The organism is Paenibacillus luteus (genome assembly GCF_006542765.1).
Classification (GTDB): Bacteria; Bacillota; Bacilli; order Paenibacillales; family Paenibacillaceae; genus Pristimantibacillus; species Pristimantibacillus luteus.
The window spans coordinates 1-17,483 of record NZ_SKCD01000025.1 but is presented as its reverse complement, the minus strand read 5'-3'; the positions used below and the strand labels follow the sequence as shown (position 1 = coordinate 17,483).

At 47.5% G+C, this 17,483-nt stretch carries 17 protein-coding genes, 1 rRNA gene and 1 other RNA gene; 18 read left to right on the top strand and 1 reads right to left on the bottom strand.

Translation table 11 applies throughout. The features are described 5' to 3' along the window. Positions 1-107 precede the first annotated feature (107 nt). The 3 genes from E0496_RS19845 to argS all read left to right on the top strand — a co-directional run bounded on the left by E0496_RS19845 (position 108) and on the right by argS (position 2,846). Positions 108-617 (top strand): DNA-deoxyinosine glycosylase, encoded by a 510-nt coding sequence (locus E0496_RS19845; RefSeq protein WP_141503581.1) that lies wholly within the window; start codon positions 108-110, stop codon positions 615-617. A gap of 79 nt (positions 618-696) precedes the next feature. Further along, a complete protein-coding gene (locus tag E0496_RS19840; RefSeq protein ID WP_141503580.1) occupies positions 697-1,170 on the top strand; it encodes a YwiB family protein in 474 nt (157 codons plus the stop codon). Next, entirely contained in the window at positions 1,167-2,846 is a 1,680-nt protein-coding gene (argS, locus tag E0496_RS19835) for an arginine--tRNA ligase (RefSeq protein WP_141503579.1), read from the top strand. The genes E0496_RS19840 and argS overlap by 4 nt, the downstream gene beginning before the upstream one ends. A gap of 29 nt (positions 2,847-2,875) precedes the next feature. On the opposite strand, the gene E0496_RS19830 is transcribed toward argS, so the two are convergent. Next, positions 2,876-4,012 (bottom strand): S8 family peptidase, encoded by a 1,137-nt coding sequence (locus tag E0496_RS19830; RefSeq protein WP_241674895.1) that lies wholly within the window; start codon positions 4,010-4,012, stop codon positions 2,876-2,878. A gap of 461 nt (positions 4,013-4,473) precedes the next feature. On the opposite strand from E0496_RS19830, the gene rpoE reads away from it, so the two are divergent. From rpoE to E0496_RS19755, 15 genes are all read left to right on the top strand, one after another. Further along, positions 4,474-5,049: a DNA-directed RNA polymerase subunit delta gene (gene rpoE / locus E0496_RS19825; protein ID WP_141503578.1), complete on the top strand. Its 576-nt coding sequence runs from the start codon at positions 4,474-4,476 to the stop codon at positions 5,047-5,049. 489 nt (positions 5,050-5,538) lie between these two features. Beyond that, the gene (locus tag E0496_RS19820) at positions 5,539-7,140 is read left to right on the top strand and encodes a CTP synthase (protein WP_139990698.1); all 1,602 of its coding nucleotides are present in this window, start codon (positions 5,539-5,541) and stop codon (positions 7,138-7,140) included. Positions 7,141-7,297: 157 nt separating this feature from the next. Further along, positions 7,298-7,696, top strand: a complete 399-nt coding sequence (locus E0496_RS19815) for a response regulator (RefSeq protein WP_141503577.1) — start codon at positions 7,298-7,300, stop codon at positions 7,694-7,696. A gap of 485 nt (positions 7,697-8,181) precedes the next feature. After that, a complete protein-coding gene (locus E0496_RS19810) occupies positions 8,182-9,438 on the top strand; it encodes a UDP-N-acetylglucosamine 1-carboxyvinyltransferase (RefSeq protein ID WP_141503576.1) in 1,257 nt (418 codons plus the stop codon). 128 nt (positions 9,439-9,566) lie between these two features. Continuing rightward, positions 9,567-10,904: a transcription termination factor Rho gene (gene rho, locus E0496_RS19805; RefSeq protein WP_141503575.1), complete on the top strand. Its 1,338-nt coding sequence runs from the start codon at positions 9,567-9,569 to the stop codon at positions 10,902-10,904. Between the two features lie 21 nt (positions 10,905-10,925). Further along, positions 10,926-12,179 carry a radical SAM family protein gene (locus E0496_RS19800; RefSeq protein ID WP_139990701.1) on the top strand — a complete coding sequence of 418 codons (1,254 nt, stop codon included), beginning with the start codon at positions 10,926-10,928 and terminating at the stop codon, positions 12,177-12,179. A gap of 143 nt (positions 12,180-12,322) precedes the next feature. Then, the gene (rpmE, locus tag E0496_RS19795) at positions 12,323-12,520 is read left to right on the top strand and encodes a 50S ribosomal protein L31 (protein WP_053373265.1); all 198 of its coding nucleotides are present in this window, start codon (positions 12,323-12,325) and stop codon (positions 12,518-12,520) included. Between the two features lie 86 nt (positions 12,521-12,606). Further along, a complete protein-coding gene (locus E0496_RS19790; RefSeq protein WP_141503574.1) occupies positions 12,607-13,011 on the top strand; it encodes a hypothetical protein in 405 nt (134 codons plus the stop codon). Positions 13,012-13,081: 70 nt separating this feature from the next. Next, an RNA gene (ffs, locus tag E0496_RS19785) (signal recognition particle sRNA large type) lies at positions 13,082-13,350 on the top strand. Positions 13,351-13,581: 231 nt separating this feature from the next. Next, positions 13,582-15,372: a DNA polymerase III subunit gamma/tau gene (gene dnaX / locus E0496_RS19780; RefSeq protein WP_141503573.1), complete on the top strand. Its 1,791-nt coding sequence runs from the start codon at positions 13,582-13,584 to the stop codon at positions 15,370-15,372. 23 nt (positions 15,373-15,395) lie between these two features. Further along, complete coding sequence (locus tag E0496_RS19775; protein WP_141503572.1) at positions 15,396-15,707, top strand: YbaB/EbfC family nucleoid-associated protein; 312 nt, start codon at positions 15,396-15,398, stop codon at positions 15,705-15,707. Between the two features lie 137 nt (positions 15,708-15,844). Next, on the top strand, positions 15,845-16,444 hold the full coding sequence (recR, locus tag E0496_RS19770) for a recombination mediator RecR (protein ID WP_141503571.1): 600 nt from the start codon (positions 15,845-15,847) through the stop codon (positions 16,442-16,444). A gap of 165 nt (positions 16,445-16,609) precedes the next feature. After that, positions 16,610-16,858 (top strand): DUF2508 family protein, encoded by a 249-nt coding sequence (locus E0496_RS19765; RefSeq protein ID WP_241674894.1) that lies wholly within the window; start codon positions 16,610-16,612, stop codon positions 16,856-16,858. Beyond that, the gene (locus E0496_RS19760; RefSeq protein WP_141503569.1) at positions 16,855-17,118 is read left to right on the top strand and encodes a pro-sigmaK processing inhibitor BofA family protein; all 264 of its coding nucleotides are present in this window, start codon (positions 16,855-16,857) and stop codon (positions 17,116-17,118) included. Before E0496_RS19765 ends, E0496_RS19760 begins: the two co-directional genes overlap by 4 nt. 285 nt (positions 17,119-17,403) lie before the next feature. Next, positions 17,404-17,483 (top strand): 16S ribosomal RNA (locus E0496_RS19755); the annotation flags it as partial.

Below are 17,483 nucleotides of genomic sequence, written 5' to 3'. Positions count from 1 at the left end.
GTTCCTTCTGAACCCCCCAAGCCGGATACGGTGGATGCCAGATTGCAAATCAGGCTAAAATGAAAGGATAACGATCTTCAGCAGAAAAGAGCGAAGGGGATGATCACATGCGTATCTATTCATTTCCGCCAGTGATAGATGAGCATGCGCGCGTGCTCATATTAGGAACGGCGCCGAGCGTAAAGTCGCTGGAACACAAACAATTTTATGGCCACCCGCAAAATTTTATGTGGAAGATTATCTACCGTTTGTTTAACGATTCCGAGATGGACCCGGTGTATGAAAATCGGCTTATTTTCTTAAAAAAGCACCATCTGGCGTTATGGGACGTCATTGAATCCTGTGAGCGGGAGGGCAGCCTCGATGTGAATATAAAGGCGGAAGTACCGCAAAAGCTGCCGGAATTAGTCGCCAAATACCCGTCGCTGCGTTGTTTTGCTTTTAATGGGAGCAAAGCTTATGATACCTTTCACAAGTTTTACCGCGGGCATGAAAGCTTTAAAGATATGGCCCTGCTTAAGCTTCCTTCCTCCAGCCCGATCCCAACTCCCCGTATGCGAACGCTTGAGGATCGCGTAACCGCATGGAGCGTTATTGTGCCGTATGCCACAAGTTAACCGAGCGCTAGCGTTGAAATTAAGAAGCTTCCTGTATATAGTAGTTACATAAGAGTAGTCTGATAACAGGAGAAAGATCATGAGCGATAGCAGGAAAGTGCGAATTACATTGGAGAGCGTGCAGGATGGAAGCTCGCACCTTCACACCTACGAGGGCGAATGGTTCCGTAAGGAAAAATCGATTTTTATTCGTTATAGTGAACCCGCTGTTGAAGGAGATCCAAGTGCCGGCGAGGTGCGCACGCTGCTGAAATACCGGATTGACGAGCTGTCCATTGTGCGGCGTGGCGTCATAGAATCGGAGCAGTTGTTCGTACAGGGACTGAGACGGACAGGCCGTTATCACTCGAGCATGACTTCATTTGAGCTTGAGACAGATACGGATAGGCTTTCCATGCAGGTGCCAGACGGCAAGGGCGGAAGCACGGAGGCTGAATTGCTGCCCACAGAGCTGCCTTTTACATTAGAATGGAAATACGAGCTTCACGTAGGCGAACAAATGTCGGGCCGTTTTCATATACGGCTCCATATACAGGAGGAACTAATTTCATGAGTACAAATGTATTGGAAAATATGTATGAGCAGGTCAAGGCGGCAATCGCCGATGCGGCGGTAGCAGCTGGGCTTGCAGAGCGGGAGGAGCTGCCGGCATTCGTGCTGGAAGTGCCAAAGGACAAATCGCATGGTGATTTGGCGACAAATGCAGCTATGCAGTTGACAAAGCTGGCTAAGAAAAACCCGCGCCAGATTGCGGAAGCGATTCTAGCTCATTTGGATAAAGAGAAAGCATCCATTCAAGCCGCAGAAATTGCCGGTCCAGGCTTTATCAACTTCCGCATGGACAACAGCTACCTCTATCCGGTTGTAGCGGCTGCGCTTGCAGCGGGAGAAAACTACGGACGCACCGAGGATGGCCTTGGCAAAAGCGTCCAAGTAGAGTTTGTCAGCGCAAACCCAACAGGCAGCCTGCATCTAGGCCACGCGCGCGGCGCGGCCGTTGGCGATGCTTTGTGCAACGTGCTCGATTACGCTGGCTATGAGGTAACTCGGGAATACTATATTAACGATGCGGGAAAACAGGTCGAGAACCTCGCTGTCTCCATTGAAGCTCGTTACCGGCAAGCGCTAGGACAAATCGCTGAAATGCCTGAGGATGGTTACTACGGCGAAGACATCATCGGATTTGCCAAGCTGCTCGTGGAGCAAGAGGGAGACAAGCTGCTTGAGCTTCCCGATCAGGAACGCTTTACGTTCTTCCGTCAGTTCGGCCTGGAGCGGGAGCTTGACAAGATCAAGCGTGATCTAGGACGGTTCCGCGTAGGTTTCGACGTATGGTACAGTGAAACATCCCTTTACGAGAGCGGCTTAGTTGAGCAAGGCCTTGCGGCGCTCAAAGCTACAGGACATGTTTATGAAGAAGAAGGCGCGACTTGGCTGTCAACCATGACCTTTGGCGACGACAAAAACCGCGTACTCGTGAAAAATGACGGCTCGTACACCTATTTGACGCCGGATATCGCCTATCACCGTGACAAATACGGCCGTGGCTTCGATCAAATGATCAATATTTGGGGAGCCGATCACCATGGCTATATTCCGCGTGTGAAGGCAGCTATGGAGGCGCTTGGCAACGATCCGAAGAAACTGACCGTGTTGATCGCCCAAATGGTTAGCTTGTTCCAGAACGGCGAGAAGATGAAAATGTCCAAGCGTACGGGCAAAGCGGTAACGATGCAGGATTTGATGGACGAGGTGGGCATCGATGCCATCCGTTATTTCTTCTCTATGCGGAGCATGGATTCGCATCTTGACTTCGATATGGACCTTGCTATTTCAACCTCTAACGAAAATCCGGTCTTTTACGTACAATATGCGCACGCGCGCATTTGCAGCATCTTCAGACAGGCTGAGGAGCAGGGAATCGCGCTTAAGTCTGTGGACAGCATTGATTTCAGCAAGCTGACTGCCGAAGGGGAGTATGATCTGCTTCTTAAAATTGGAGAGCTTCCACACGAGATTTCGGAGGCAGCTGTCCAATACGCACCGCATCGCCTGATTCGGTATGTTTACGAGTTGGCTTCGCAGTTTCACAGCTACTATCGGGCTGAGCGCGTCATTACTGACGATGCTGAGCAGTCGCAGGCACGACTGGCATTGCTTGGAGCGGTTCGTCTCTCTATTGCCAATGTACTGCGTTTGGTCGGCGTATCCGCTCCCGAGCGTATGTAGAAGCTGTCACATAAAGACAAGCCGTGGATTCATGATTTATCCACGGCCTGCATCATACGCATCACGTCAAGCTCGCCGATCATTCGGCGGGCTTTGCTGCCCCTTAGGGGCTGTACGGAACGTTTTATAATTGATTTGATTTCAGTTGGATTAAGCCCTGGTTTGTGAGCAAGCAGCAAGGCAATGGCACCGCTGACGTGCGAGGTGGCCATCGAAGTGCCGCTCATTTCGTTATATTTGCCGCGCAGCCATGCCGATACAATTTTGTCTCCCGGGGCATATACATCAATATAGGCCCCGCGGTTACTGAATGGAGCAATGCGGCGCAGCTTGTTTGTAGCTCCTACGGCAATGGTCTGAGGATAGCGGGCGGGATAGTCAACTGTGCGCCTTTTTCCATCATTGCCGGAGGAGGCAACGATAATGACGCCTGCGTTATGGGCATTAATAACAGCGCCAAGCAACGCTTTGCTCCTTGTCTTCATGCCGAAGCTCATATTAATGACATTCATGCGATTGCGGATGCACCATTCAATACCGAGAATAATGTCGGATACGAAGGCGCTCCCATTGTGGTCGAATGCCTTGACTGGCGAGATCAGCGCGCGCGGAGCTACGCCGATCATCCCCTGCAGCTGGTTAGCTGCAGCGATTGTACCGGCGATATGCGTACCGTGACCATTGTCATCGTGAGGAAGCATGCTTCGGTTTAGCAGGTTGATGCCCCTAGAGAGGGAATGACGGAGATCGGGATGACTGAAATCAGCTCCTGTATCAATGACGCCAACCTTTATGCGGTGGCCCGTTGTTGTGCTCCATGCCTGGGGAGCTTTAATTTGATTCACGCCCCAGGGTATTCCTTTATCTACAATAATCGACTTTTGTGCAGAGGAATGAACGCTGATTTTGCAATCCTTCTCAATCCATACGCGTCCCGAGAATCGCTCAAGCGATTCTTCGGCTGGTAGTCTACAAGAAATACCGCGAATACTGGGCATTTGCCTGATGCTTTTTTGAGGCGATGACGACGAAGCGACTTGAGACAATTGCTGTAGGAAATATCGGTAGTCGCTCGCACGCCGAAAACGAATAATTCGTTTCACAGTCGTGGCGTCCGTGCAAGCCATCGTATCCTGCAGCAAACGGATAAAAGCGGCGGTGTCCAAACTTGGCTTCCCCTCCCGACGGACCGTGCTGAACTATTGTATGAGGAAATGCTATTCGGCGCATGAGCCACTTGCCTTTTTTCGTATAATTGGGCAACAAACCGTGTCAAAAATCATCGGGGTACATACGATGAACAAAGAGTTCTCAGGGGCTCTTACGCCCAAGATACGTTACCTTGTGTCATGGTCGGATGGATACAGTCGGAGCGGAAGGTCTATCCTTTCGCTTTTTGCATTTAAGTCCAAGCTGTACGTGTTGGGGCAAGGGCGCTTGCTTTTTTGGGGGAAATAGGTTTTACTATACTTTGACTAGCGTATACGACGGTGCCATCCTCTGGCAGCACCCGCTCGTTGCGCAATGATATGCGAGCGGTGTATAAGAGGGACGCATACACATTCCTGGCATGTTGAAGGTAATGAACGAGTACATAAATTTGAATGGCAAGAGAGGATGTGTCCATATGAGCAGCAGCAATTTTACGTTAAAGCTGGATCCTGAACGTATGAAGGAAATGCCTATGGTCGATTTGGCCTTTGAAGTGCTGAAAGCGGCTAATACCCCTTACTACTATCGCGATCTTATGATGGAGATCGCTAAAATACGCGGTCTTTCCGCAGACGGAATCAACCAGTTTATTGCTCAGGTATATACGGAAATCAATATTGACGGTCGCTTTGCTTGTGTTGGCAGCAATATGTGGGGACTGAAACGCTGGTACCCGGTTGAGCGTTCGGAAGATCCTGTAGGCAACGCTAAGCGCACGCGCATTATTAACGATGACGATGATCTTGAGGATGACGATGTATTCGCGGACGAGGAAGAAGATACTTACGCAGAGGCGGAAGAGGACTACGACGTATTTGACGAGGACCGTGAGGACTTCGAAGAAGCGGAAGAGGAAACGGAAGTCGATGAGGAAGTCGGAATCGATGATGAAGAATTGGATGAGGAAGAGGTCGACGGCGATTTGGAAGCTGACGATGACGACTCGGACGAGGATGAAGATTTCGAGGACGAAGACGAGAACGAGAAATAATGAGCGACAAGCAGCAGGGCAGGACGAGCGAAGAGCTTTTCCTGCCCTGTATTTTATCGACAAATATGCTTGGCGGTAGATAGTGACTAAGCCGTTTCTGGCCGACTTTTACTTATCCTGTCAGTTTCGCTTGACAGGTCCTACAAGGGCAGAGTAAACTATCTCATGGGCTTAAGATTCGGTTAACAAATAACGCATACAACCGTAAGCGACGGACACTGTCATTTGGCAGCATAAACTCGTTTCGCGTTGAAGTATGAGCAAAGTGTGGCTCGCTTGAGTTTATGCTTTCTTATATTTTTATATATGCCAAAAAAATGAAAAGTGCCCCGTTGCTACGGGTGTCACTTTTTTTGTTTGTAGGGAATGGGTCTGTAGGACGAATTTCCACAAACTGGATGGAATGGCGGAGCGTATCCGCATCCATGTTTATCGAGTAAATGGGCAAACCTAAACAATAACCATAAGAGCTTGGAGGGTATCATCACAGTGACCAAATATATATTTGTAACCGGCGGCGTAGTGTCGTCCTTGGGCAAAGGGATAACAGCAGCCTCGCTCGGTAGATTGCTGAAGAACAGGGGCCTCAAAGTAACGATTCAAAAGTTTGATCCTTATATCAACGTGGACCCGGGAACAATGAGTCCATACCAGCACGGAGAAGTATTCGTCACCGATGATGGCGCGGAAACGGATTTGGATCTAGGTCACTACGAGCGGTTTATCGATATTAACCTGTCTAAGAACAACAACGTGACATCCGGTAAAATTTACTCCAACGTCATTACGAAAGAACGCCGCGGCGATTATTTGGGAGGAACCGTTCAGGTTATCCCGCATATCACGAACGAAATTAAAGACCGCGTATTCCGCGCGGGCAAAGAAGCGGGCTCTGATGTGGTCATCACTGAGATTGGCGGAACGGTTGGCGATATCGAAAGTTTGCCTTTCCTTGAAGCTATCCGCCAAATTAAGAGTGATATTGGCCGCGACAACGTGATGTATATCCATGTTACGCTTATTCCTTATATTAAAGCGGCAGGCGAAGTGAAAACGAAGCCTACGCAGCACAGCGTTAAGGAACTGCGCAGCATCGGTATTCAGCCAAACGTTATCGTTTGCCGTACGGAGCATCCGCTTGCCGAGGATTTGAAGCGCAAGATCGGTTTGTTCTGCGATATTGATGCCAATGCCGTTGTTGAATGCCGCGATGCATCTACGCTGTATGAAGTACCATTGATGCTTCGTGAGGAAGGCCTTGATGAGATCGTTGTTAATCATTTGAAGCTGAAAACCGAGCAGCCGGATATGCGTGAGTGGGAAAGTCTTGTTCAACGCGTAAAATCCCTTCATAAGAAGACGGAAATCGCGATTGTCGGCAAATATGTAGCTTTGCATGATGCCTATCTCAGTATCGTAGAATCGCTGGAGCATGCAGGTATTGCATCGGATTCGGAAGTTAAGATTCGCTGGTTGCATGCCGATGAGCTTACGGATGCTAATGCGCACGAGCAACTGCAAGGCATTCATGGCATTCTTGTACCAGGCGGATTTGGCGATCGTGGCATTGAAGGCAAGATTGCTGCAATTAAATATGCACGTGAGAATAAAATTCCATTCTTCGGCATCTGCTTGGGTATGCAAGTAGCCGTGATTGAATATGCCCGCAATGTAGTGGGACTTGCTAATGCAAACAGCTCTGAAATTAATCCGTCTACCCCTTATCCGGTTATCGATCTGCTGCCGGATCAGAAGGACATCGAGGACATGGGCGGCACTATGCGTCTTGGCCTATACCCTTGCAAGCTTAAGTCGGACACGCTTGCTGCACGGGAATATGGAGATGAGCTTGTTTATGAGCGCCATCGTCATCGCTATGAATTTAATAATGAATACCGTGAAGCTGTTGAGGCAGCAGGTCTTTCCATTTCCGGCACATCCCCGGATGGCCGCCTTGTCGAAATGGTGGAGCTGGCTGATCACCCATGGTTCCTGGCTGTTCAATTCCATCCGGAATTCACTTCCAGACCGAACCGTCCTCAGCCATTGTTCCGTGGATTCGTTCAAGCGGCACTAGGTTATTCAGAGTAATTAGCTGCCATTTCTATCAATGACATATTCTATTACAACACCTGATAAGTTTTTCTCAAGGCGAGAAGGATTATATACCCACATTAGCGAATATATTAACGATTATGGAAGAGTTGGCCATTTTTGTAGGTAAGCTCAGTCGCGGGGGGATTTGGAGTTGGATAAGAAGAAAGTGTTGATCGTTGATGATCAGAACGGTATTCGCGTATTGCTCATGGAAGTATTCAGCAGTGAAGGTTATAATACGTTCCAGGCGTCTAATGGCAAGCTGGCTCTGCAAATCGTGAAAAACGATGCTCCGGACCTTGTGCTGCTGGACATGAAAATCCCTGGAATGGATGGTCTCGAAATTTTGAAGCATGTGAAGGCAATCGACCGAAACATTAAAGTCATCATGATGACCGCATATGGTGAATTAGATATGATTAAAGAAGCGACAGACCTTGGCGCATTAATGCATTTTACGAAGCCTTTCGACATTGATGAGATGCGAATTGCAGTAAATATGCAGCTGCGAGGCGGGAACCCTCCAAGTCGTTTTGCAATAGGTTCTTAGTGTAGCTTACAAACGGCATCGTCGCTTGCTTGGAGACGGTGTCGTTTTTTGCATTTGTTGGAAGTGGAGAAACAAGCTTTACTATTTGGAGGCGCAATATGTTATAATGGCTCAGAATGACAAGTCAGAGCAGGCTGTACAAGCGGTGTTCAATTCTTTCTGACGAAGCTATTATTTAATCTTTTGTAGCTAATTTATGCCAAGCCCATGTGAAAACCGAAAACCAAGCGGCTTATACGAGCCTTGAACGTGAAGTTATGGCGAATAAGGTGAAGTGCTGAGTCCGCGTAAATATTCAACAGCTGTTTGCCATACGGCGAGGGCTGTTATGCAAGAAAAATCCGTTTGTTCGGAAGCCACAACCAAGTGTAATAACAGGAGCAAAGGAGTCAAACCGCCTCAAAACGACAAGTGGGCTCAACACTCGCTGGCATAGGCGGTTTTTCCTTTATTCTCTTCCAATCTACGGGAGGAACTATAATTAGATGGAGAAATTGATGATACGCGGTGGACGGCCGCTTCGTGGAACCGTTCAAATTAGCGGAGCAAAGAACAGCGCTGTAGCGCTTGTACCCGCAGCTATTTTAGCAGAATCAGAAGTCATTTTAGACAATTTGCCGATGATAAGCGACGTAGCCGTATACAGTGAAATTTTGCAAGAGCTTGGGGCTAAAGTAAAGCGTGATGGCGATATGATGCGTATTGAACCCTCGGAGCTAGTTTCTAAGCCTATGCCTAACGGAAAAGTGAAGCTATTGCGCGCCTCTTATTATTTGATGGGTGCCATGCTTGGCCGTTTTGGAGAAGCGACCATAGGAATGCCTGGCGGATGCAACTTCGAACCAAGGCCGATCGATCAACACATTAAAGGGTTTGAAGCATTGGGCGCCACGGTTACTAATGATCATGGTTCGATTCGTATCTCTGCCAAGGAGCTGCGCGGAGCGAAAATTTATCTCGATGTCTCAAGTGTCGGAGCAACCATTAACATTATGCTGGCGGCATCCCGGGCCAAAGGGTTAACGATTATCGAAAACGCGGCAAAAGAGCCTGAAATTATAGATGTAGCCACCCTCCTTAATGCCATGGGCGCAAAAATCAAAGGTGCCGGGACTGAAACGATTCGCATTGAAGGAGTCGATCAGCTGCACGGTTGCCGCCATTCCATTATTCCTGACCGTATTCAAGCCGGTACGTACATGATTGCAGCTGCTGCAACGCGCGGCGACGTCCTCATTGACAATGTTATTCCAAAGCACTTGGAAGCGATGACTGCCAAGCTCGAGGAAATGGGTGTCCAAGTCATTGAAATGGATGAATCCATCCGAATTATTGGCGCGCCGGTGTATTCTTCGATTGATGTAAAAGCACTTGTCTATCCTGGATTTCCTACGGATCTTCAATCTCCTATGACGACTTTGCTAACCCAGGCAAGCGGGGTTAGTATCTTAACCGATTACGTGTATGGGACGAGATTCAAGCACGTTCCCGAGCTTTCCCGTATGGGAGCAAATATACGCGTGGAAGGCCGGTCTGCTGTGGTTGAGGGCAATCAACTTAATGCCGCTAAAGTGAAAGCTGCGGACTTGCGTGCGGGCGCTGCGCTTGTGGTTGCTGCGCTAACGGTGAATGATGGCGTTACTGAAATTTCAGGCGTGGAATATATCGACCGGGGATATGATAATCTCGTAGAAAACCTATGCCGTTTGGGTGCCGAAGTATGGCGGGAGACGGAAGCATAATCTCAGAAGCATGGCGAAGCGGACGTTGTGGAATAGACAGCGTCTAATTCGGCAATGATGGTTAATCAGTGCTATGATTTTACTAGATATCTAACCTTATATTGAAAATTGAATAAAGTGGTGAGAATATGACAGACCTTCAGATCGCTGATCTAGAAGAAATGAAATTGACGGATCTATACAAATTAGCAAAGCAATTTCAGGTGCCGTATTACGGGACTCTTAAGAAAAAAGAATTAATATTTGCTATATTGCGTGCTCAAGCAGAGAAAAGCGGCTTAATGTTCATGGAAGGCGTACTGGATATTTTGTCCGAAGGCTTCGGATTTTTACGGCCGATTAATTATTTGCCGAGTAAGGAAGATATTTATATTTCAGCTTCCCAAATACGAAGATTTGATCTTAGGAGCGGTGATCTCGTATCCGGCAAATGTCGCCCGCCAAAAGAAAACGAACGATACTTCGGGCTTTTGCAGGTAAATGCTGTAAATGGTGAAAATCCGGAAACAGCATCAGAAAGACTTCATTTCCCTGCGCTTACTCCTCTTTATCCCGAAAAGAAGCTGGTGCTTGAGACCACCTCTTCGAAGCTTTCTACTCGCATGATGGATTTGCTCGCTCCTGTTGGACTCGGACAACGCGGACTCATTGTTGCCCCTCCTAAAACAGGTAAGACGTTGCTTCTCAAAGAAATTGCCCACAGTATTTCTGAAAACCGTCCCGATATTAAACTATTCGTTCTGCTCATTGATGAGCGTCCAGAGGAAGTTACCGATATGCAGCGCTCTGTTAAAGGTGAGGTTATCGCCTCAACGTTCGATGAGCTGCCAGAAAATCATATTAAAGTAGCTGAGCTTGTGCTTGAACGTGCGCTCCGCCTTGTGGAACACAAGAAGGATGTCGTTATTCTTATGGATAGTATTACACGTCTAGCTCGTGCTTATAACTTGGTCATACCTCCATCTGGCCGTACGCTGAGCGGCGGTATTGATCCGGCGGCGTTCCACCGTCCGAAACGTTTCTTTGGTTCGGCAAGGAATGTGGAAGAAGGCGGCAGCTTGACGATACTCGCTACAGCCCTAATTGAAACGGGCTCGCGTATGGATGATATCATTTATGAAGAATTTAAAGGTACGGGCAATATGGAACTTCATCTTGATCGGAAGCTTTCCGAACGCCGGATATTCCCTGCGCTTGATATGCGCAGATCAGGGACAAGACGGGAAGAAATGCTGCTTACGAAGGAAGAGCTTGATAAAGTATGGGCGATTCGCAGAGGCATGACGGATACTCCAGATTATGTTGATAATTTCTTGAAGAAGCTCAAAGACAGCGAGAACAACGAACAGTTTCTGATGTCGCTGGATACTACTGTGGAAGCCAAGCCGGAGCGCACTAGTATCAAGAGCAGCACAGCAACAACGACAAGCAGACGGCCTACGCCTAGAACAACGCACGGATCGTAAGACCGCAGGAGGGAGAACAACATGAATCTCGTATATGCGGATGAACAAGGCAATGTATTTGACCATCCGGATTTTATAGCCTTGGGTAGAAGCGGTGACATGATCGTTGAAATTATGGAGGATGAGCTTATTCCTCTTCCTAATGGAGCGACTTTAGTCAGCTTGCCCTTCACCAGGCCTATTGGACTTAACCCGGACACGGGTGACATGCAGGTGCTGCCCGGAGGTGCTCAGGCGGTTGGTGCGCTGCTGCCGCAAGGCTTTACGCGTCTATGTCTGCCTGGTTATGTCAAGGCGGACAAAAACGAAAAACTCCCGTTATTCGGTTATACAGCAGTCGTATGGAAGGACGGCAATTTCTATGTAACGGCAGAGCAATGCGATGATCCGGAGCGTTGGGACCCACTCAACTGCGATCGTGGCGAGTTGGGCATTCAGGTCGAGCGCCTGCTTGCTAAATACCCAGAAAACCGTTTATACAAGCATTTATCCAACTGCGCTTTAGGCTATGAATGCTTAACTTCTTCCAATACGTTCTTGGGACGTTGGGAAGGCGCAGTCCCGGTATCTTATTCCTGCAACGCAGGGTGCTTTGGCTGTATTTCGGAGCAACCGGATGACAGTGGCTTTGTAGCGCCTCAGACACGGATGAACTTCAAGCCTACCGTTGATGAAGTAGTTGAGATTATGTTGGAGCATTTAAATGCACCTGAATCCATTATAAGCTTTGGTCAGGGCTGCGAAGGTGAGCCTTCTACGCAAGCGAGAATTATTGTAGAAGCGATGAATCGTGTACGTAGTCAGACCTCTTTAGGTTATATTAATATTAATACTAATGCGGGCTTGACCGATTACATGCGTGCTATTGTAGATGCAGGATTGAATCTTATGCGCGTAAGTACCATCAGTGCGCTGGATGATCATTACAACGCTTATTACAAACCACGTGGGTATACGCTGAAAAATGTCGAGAAGTCATTGAAGTATGCTTCCGACAAGGGTGTCTATACCTCAATTAATTATTTGATTTTTCCAGGGGTTACGGACCGTGAGGAAGAAATCGAAGCGATGATTGGTTTCGTGAAGCGGACGGGCTTAAAGCTCATTCAGATGCGTAATCTCAATATCGATCCTGAGAGTTATCTGGCTATTATTCCAAAGGCGCAGGGCGAAATTTATGGGATGAAGCAGATGCTTGAGATATTCCGTGAAGAGCTTCCTGACGTTGTCATTGGTTCCTACACGCATGTACCTCCAGCCACGATGCTTCGTTAACTGTCAATTAATCGGTAATTTTCGTTATTATTAACATATGAGCGATTATTCATTGCAACTGCAAATCAGTTCATGCTATAATCCGAGATGTGTGATTTAACTCTGGGTCCGCATGCGATTCAGGGCAGAAAGAGGTGAACGAGATGAAACAAGCTATTCATCCGACATACCACATCATTACAGCAACTTGCGCTTGTGGAAATTCCTTCGAGACTGGTTCGATTAAACCGAGCCTTCGCGTAGAGGTTTGTTCCCAATGCCACCCATTCTACACGGGTAAGCAAAAGTTCCTGGATGCTGGCGGCCGCGTCGATCGTTTCAAGAAGAAATACGGCATCTAATCCTACAAATCGTTTTGCCTTTATTTGGCAGAATACAAGAACCTCCCTCAGCCATCCTATTGGATAGAAGGGAGGTTTTTTGATTGGTGAAAAAATCAATACATTCGTTCAGCCGCTTTGCTGTTTTCATGCTGCTGACAGCTGCGTTCGTATTTATGGTGGCGGGTTGTGGCAACAGCAAGCAGGAAAACAGGCTAAAAACCTATGGGCATGACGGGTATATGGGTTATTCCAACAGCAACCCCAATTTGCCGAATCGGTATCAATATCTTAATTATGATGCAGACGGCAAGATGGTGGAGCAGGTGCTCGAGCCTCTAACGGGAATAGAGCATACCCAAATCTACTTTAATGGTACGGCTTTGCATGTGAATATAAAAGTAAACAAATCGCTCTCTGATACGCAAGCCGAGCAACTGCTTGCAAAGGCACAATCCGTGGTGCAATACAATATGCCGCGGTATGACGTGCATGTTGAAGCGAAAAAGTAATTGCAGCCCATTTTAATCAATTATAGGTACGAGTTGCGCTTTGCCTCGGAATCGGCTATACTTATTTTTGCCGTGCTAGATGGGGAGGTAGCGGTGCCCTGTAACTCGCAATCCGCTGTAGCGAGGTTGAATTCCTATTTGAGGTTGTGCTGATGTAGGGTCTTGGCACTTGCGAGCAGTGTTGACAGTTGGGTCCGCCGCAATGGACGTTTGTGAACCCGGTCAGGTCCGGAAGGAAGCAGCCATAAGCAAATTAGTTCATGTGCCGGGGGAGTGCCTGACTCGAGCTGTAGTGCAAGGATGTCGCTTGGGTCGCATTTATCAGGAGTAGGTGCACGGTACTAACTATTTTCTGAAGTGTAATGCTAATAACAACACCTGTATTCGCTATTCGATATTTTATCGAAACTAGCGATTGCAGGTGTTTTTGTTTTTAAATCTTTTGTTTTATTCGAGCCGACAAGGGCAAAAGAAGTTTTGATTGCTACACAGTTGTTGTATAATAGGGATAAAGCATTCATATATTGCAGTTCATTGATACAAAAAGGCAACATGAAAGGAAAGGTCTGCGTGTCACATATCGCTTTATACCGTGCCTGGCGTCCGCAGACGTTTCAGGACATGGTTGGTCAACAGCATATTATTCAAACGCTGCAAAACTCCATTCGCGAACAGCGCGTATCTCACGCTTATTTATTCAATGGTCCAAGGGGTACGGGGAAAACAAGCGCTGCGAAAATTTTGGCGAAAGCGGTTAACTGTGAGCGGGGCCCTGCAGAAGAACCTTGTAATGAGTGCGATGCTTGCATCGGCATTACCGCGGGTCACATTATGGATGTTATCGAGATCGATGCCGCTTCTAACCGTGGGATTGACGAGATCCGTGATATTCGCGATAAAGTACGGTATGCCCCTTCCGAAGTGCGGTTCAAGGTTTATATCATAGATGAGGTACATATGCTTACGGCAGAGGCGTTCAATGCGTTGCTCAAGACACTTGAGGAGCCGCCGGGGCATGTGATTTTTATCTTGGCGACAACTGAACCGCATAAGCTTCCTGCGACGATTATCTCACGATGCCAGCGCTTTGATTTCAGGCAGGTATCGCTGGAAGAGCAGACGAAGCACTTAGTGAAGATTTGCCGAGAAGAAGGCATTCAGGCAGAAGAGGATGCTATCGCATATATCGCAAGATTGTCTGAAGGCGGTATGCGCGATGCGATCAGCTTGCTAGAGCAGGTTTCTGCTTTTGCCGATGGGAGCATCACTCTAGAAGCTGCGGTAGACGTTACTGGCGGCATGGCGGCTGATCATTTTTATCAGTTGGCCGAGGCTGTGAAGGACCGGAATGTTGCGGCTGTTATGCCGCTTGTGGAGAGCTTGATGCAAGCAGGCAAAAGTGCGGACAAATGTATGGAAAATTTGATATATTATTTCCGAGACCTGCTAGTCATGAAGCTTGCTCCACAAGGGGGGGCAGCCACCGAGCGGATTGTTGATCCAGAGCGCTTTAAGGCAATGGCCGCAGCCTTCACTCCAGTTCGTCTGTTTGCCATGATTGATACGCTAAACCGTTATCAGGTTGAGCTAAAGCATGCGTCGCAGCCGCAGACTTTGTTTGAGGTTGCACTGATGAAGCTTTGCACACTAAGTGAAGAACAGTCGTCTGGCTCAGGCCAATCGGCGGTTTCTGAATCACAGGGTGCTGCGTCTGGTGGAGCGCCATCAGCTGAAATTGGCCGATTGCGGCAGCAGATAGAGGCTTTGGAGCGGAAGCTGGAACAAGCGATTCAGAATGGAATTAGTTCGGGAACGACTTCGGCTAGCGACCAAGCTGCGAGCAAGCAGGCGGCGCGAACCAATGCGGTTCGCAACTCGTTTGGTAGTTCAGGCGGCATAGCAAGGTCATCGGTCAAGCTTGATCCTTATCTCGCGACAGCGGGGAGTCCAGAATTCAATCAAATCCGCATGAAATGGAATGATGTTCTCCAAGGTGTAAAGGATGCTAAAATTACGGTACATGCTTGGTTGAAGGATGGCGAGCCCGTTGCATCGGCTGACGATGCTATACTTGTCGCTTTCAAAAATACAATGCACCGGGAAACGACCGAAAAACCTGCAAATCGTGATATTATTGAGAAAGTCATGCATACTGTCCTTGGCAGCCCATTTCGGATCGTTACGGTGATGATGAAGGAGTGGCAGGCGGCAGCGCAAGGCGCAACCGTTCAGAAGAGCGAGACGCTTCAGCTGGAGCCTGAGGGTTCAATTCCATCTCAGCATCCAAGTAGACCTGAATGGGTAGAAGAAGCGATTAAGCTTTTTGGTGAGGACCTGGTTGTTGTGAAGGATAAAGATTAAATACTAATGATGAGGTGATTGTAATGAACAATATGAACCAAATGATGAAGCAAGTAAAAAAAATGCAGGATCAAATGATGAAAGCACAAGAAGAGCTTGAAACGAAGACGGTTGAAGGCACAGCAGGCGGCGGAGTTGTAACGGTTGCAGCAAATGGCCACAAGAAACTTCTAAGCATCACAATTAAACCGGAAGCGGTTGATCCGGATGATGTTGAAATGCTGCAGGATCTAGTGCTTACAGCTGTTAATGATGCACTATCTAAAGTTGATGAGCTCGCAAACAAAGATATGGGTAAATTCACTGGCGGTATGAAAATACCGGGATTGTTCTAAGAAGCGACCTTGCTTTACGTTTGAAATAAAGGAAAGTATATTACGTTCGTACTTATCTTTTATTTTTCCGTCAAAGCTGCTTCAGTGTCTAGGGGACACCGATGGCGTTTTTTGCTTGAAAGGAGCTGTACCCTGATTTGTATTACCCCGAGCCGATAGCGAAATTAATTGATGCTTTTACGCGATTACCGGGTATTGGACCCAAAACAGCCGCCCGTCTGGCGTTTCATGTGCTTCGAATGAAAGAAGACGACGTCATTGATTTTGCGAAGGCGCTAGTTAGCGTTAAGCGCAATTTGTTCTATTGTTCGGTTTGCTGCAACATTACCGATACGGACCCATGCCGGATTTGCCAGGATAAATCCCGTGATCATTCTGTGATTTGCGTCGTACAAGAATCGAAGGATCTTGTGGCCATAGAACGAATGAAGGATTTCCAAGGGCAGTATCATGTGCTTCAGGGTGCAATCTCTCCAATGGAGGGGATCGGTCCGGATGAGATTCGAATCGCCGAGCTATTGCGGCGGCTGAGTGACGAGCGAATCCAAGAACTAATACTGGCGACCAATCCGAATATCGAGGGTGAAGCGACGGCCATGTATTTATCTAGGTTGATTAAGCCTTTCGGCATTCGTGTAACGCGAATTGCCCATGGCTTGCCTGTTGGCGGCGATCTTGAATATGCCGATGAGGTAACTCTCTCCAAAGCGCTGGAGGGCCGCAGGGAAATAAATTAGAACAGAAAACAAACAAAACGGCAGGCCGAGGGCAACTCGGTCTGCCGTTTTGTTTGTTTCTGGAATGAATGCTTAAAAGCGAGGACATCGTTCTAATCCTCTCCCCATGTTTATACATATAGTAATGTGATGTATGAAAACCGGACAAGCGGGAGGGGTTGGCAATTGAAAAAGCGACAGGATATCAGTATGGAGAAAGAAGCAAGACAAATGGATGAGATTCGAAGCGAGATCGTTGAGGCTCATCGGGAGTGGGAAAACGCCAACCGATTTTTTAATTACGCTCATGGCAAGGATCAAATAGATTATGCCATTCATTGTATGGTAACTGCGGAGAAAAGATATGACATGCTGCTTCGATTAGCTAAACGCACGAGTGAAAATTGGCCAAGCTGGAGGGGAATCATCAAATGAAAACGATTTGGATGACTATTTTCATTGCATCATCAGCTTTATTGATTTTGGTTATATTAAGAAACAAACTGTCATGGGGTTGGCTCCGAAGTTTTACTCTTCACTTGGTGTTGGCTGCTGGTTTATTGTATGTACTTAACTATTCAGGACTCGTTCCAGGTATGTATATCCCTTTGAATCCAGTGACGATCGGTACCGTTCTTACCTTGGGAGTCCCTGGAGTAGCGTTAATTGCTGGTCTTCAATGGGTGGTTATGTAGCGAATCGAAAAAAAGGTCACGCAAAAGGTTGACTCGGGCTGTGTTTATATGCTACATTATATCTCGCGCCAAGAGTAAGTAAACAAGCTTCAAAAAAAGAAATAAAAAAAGTGCTTGCATTAACTTGGGCATCTGTGATATATTATAAAAGTCGCCAATGAGACACACGGCCGACACGAAAGAAAAGATTGCTCTTTGAAAACTGAACAACGAGTAATAACTGCCTCGCAAATCCTTTGGGATAAGCGAAAAAGCGATAAAAAAGTAATGAGCATTTCAAACACCAATTTGGAGAGTTTGATCCTGGCTCAGGACGAACGCTGGCGGCGTGCCTAATACATGCAAGTCGAGCGGAGTTGATGAGG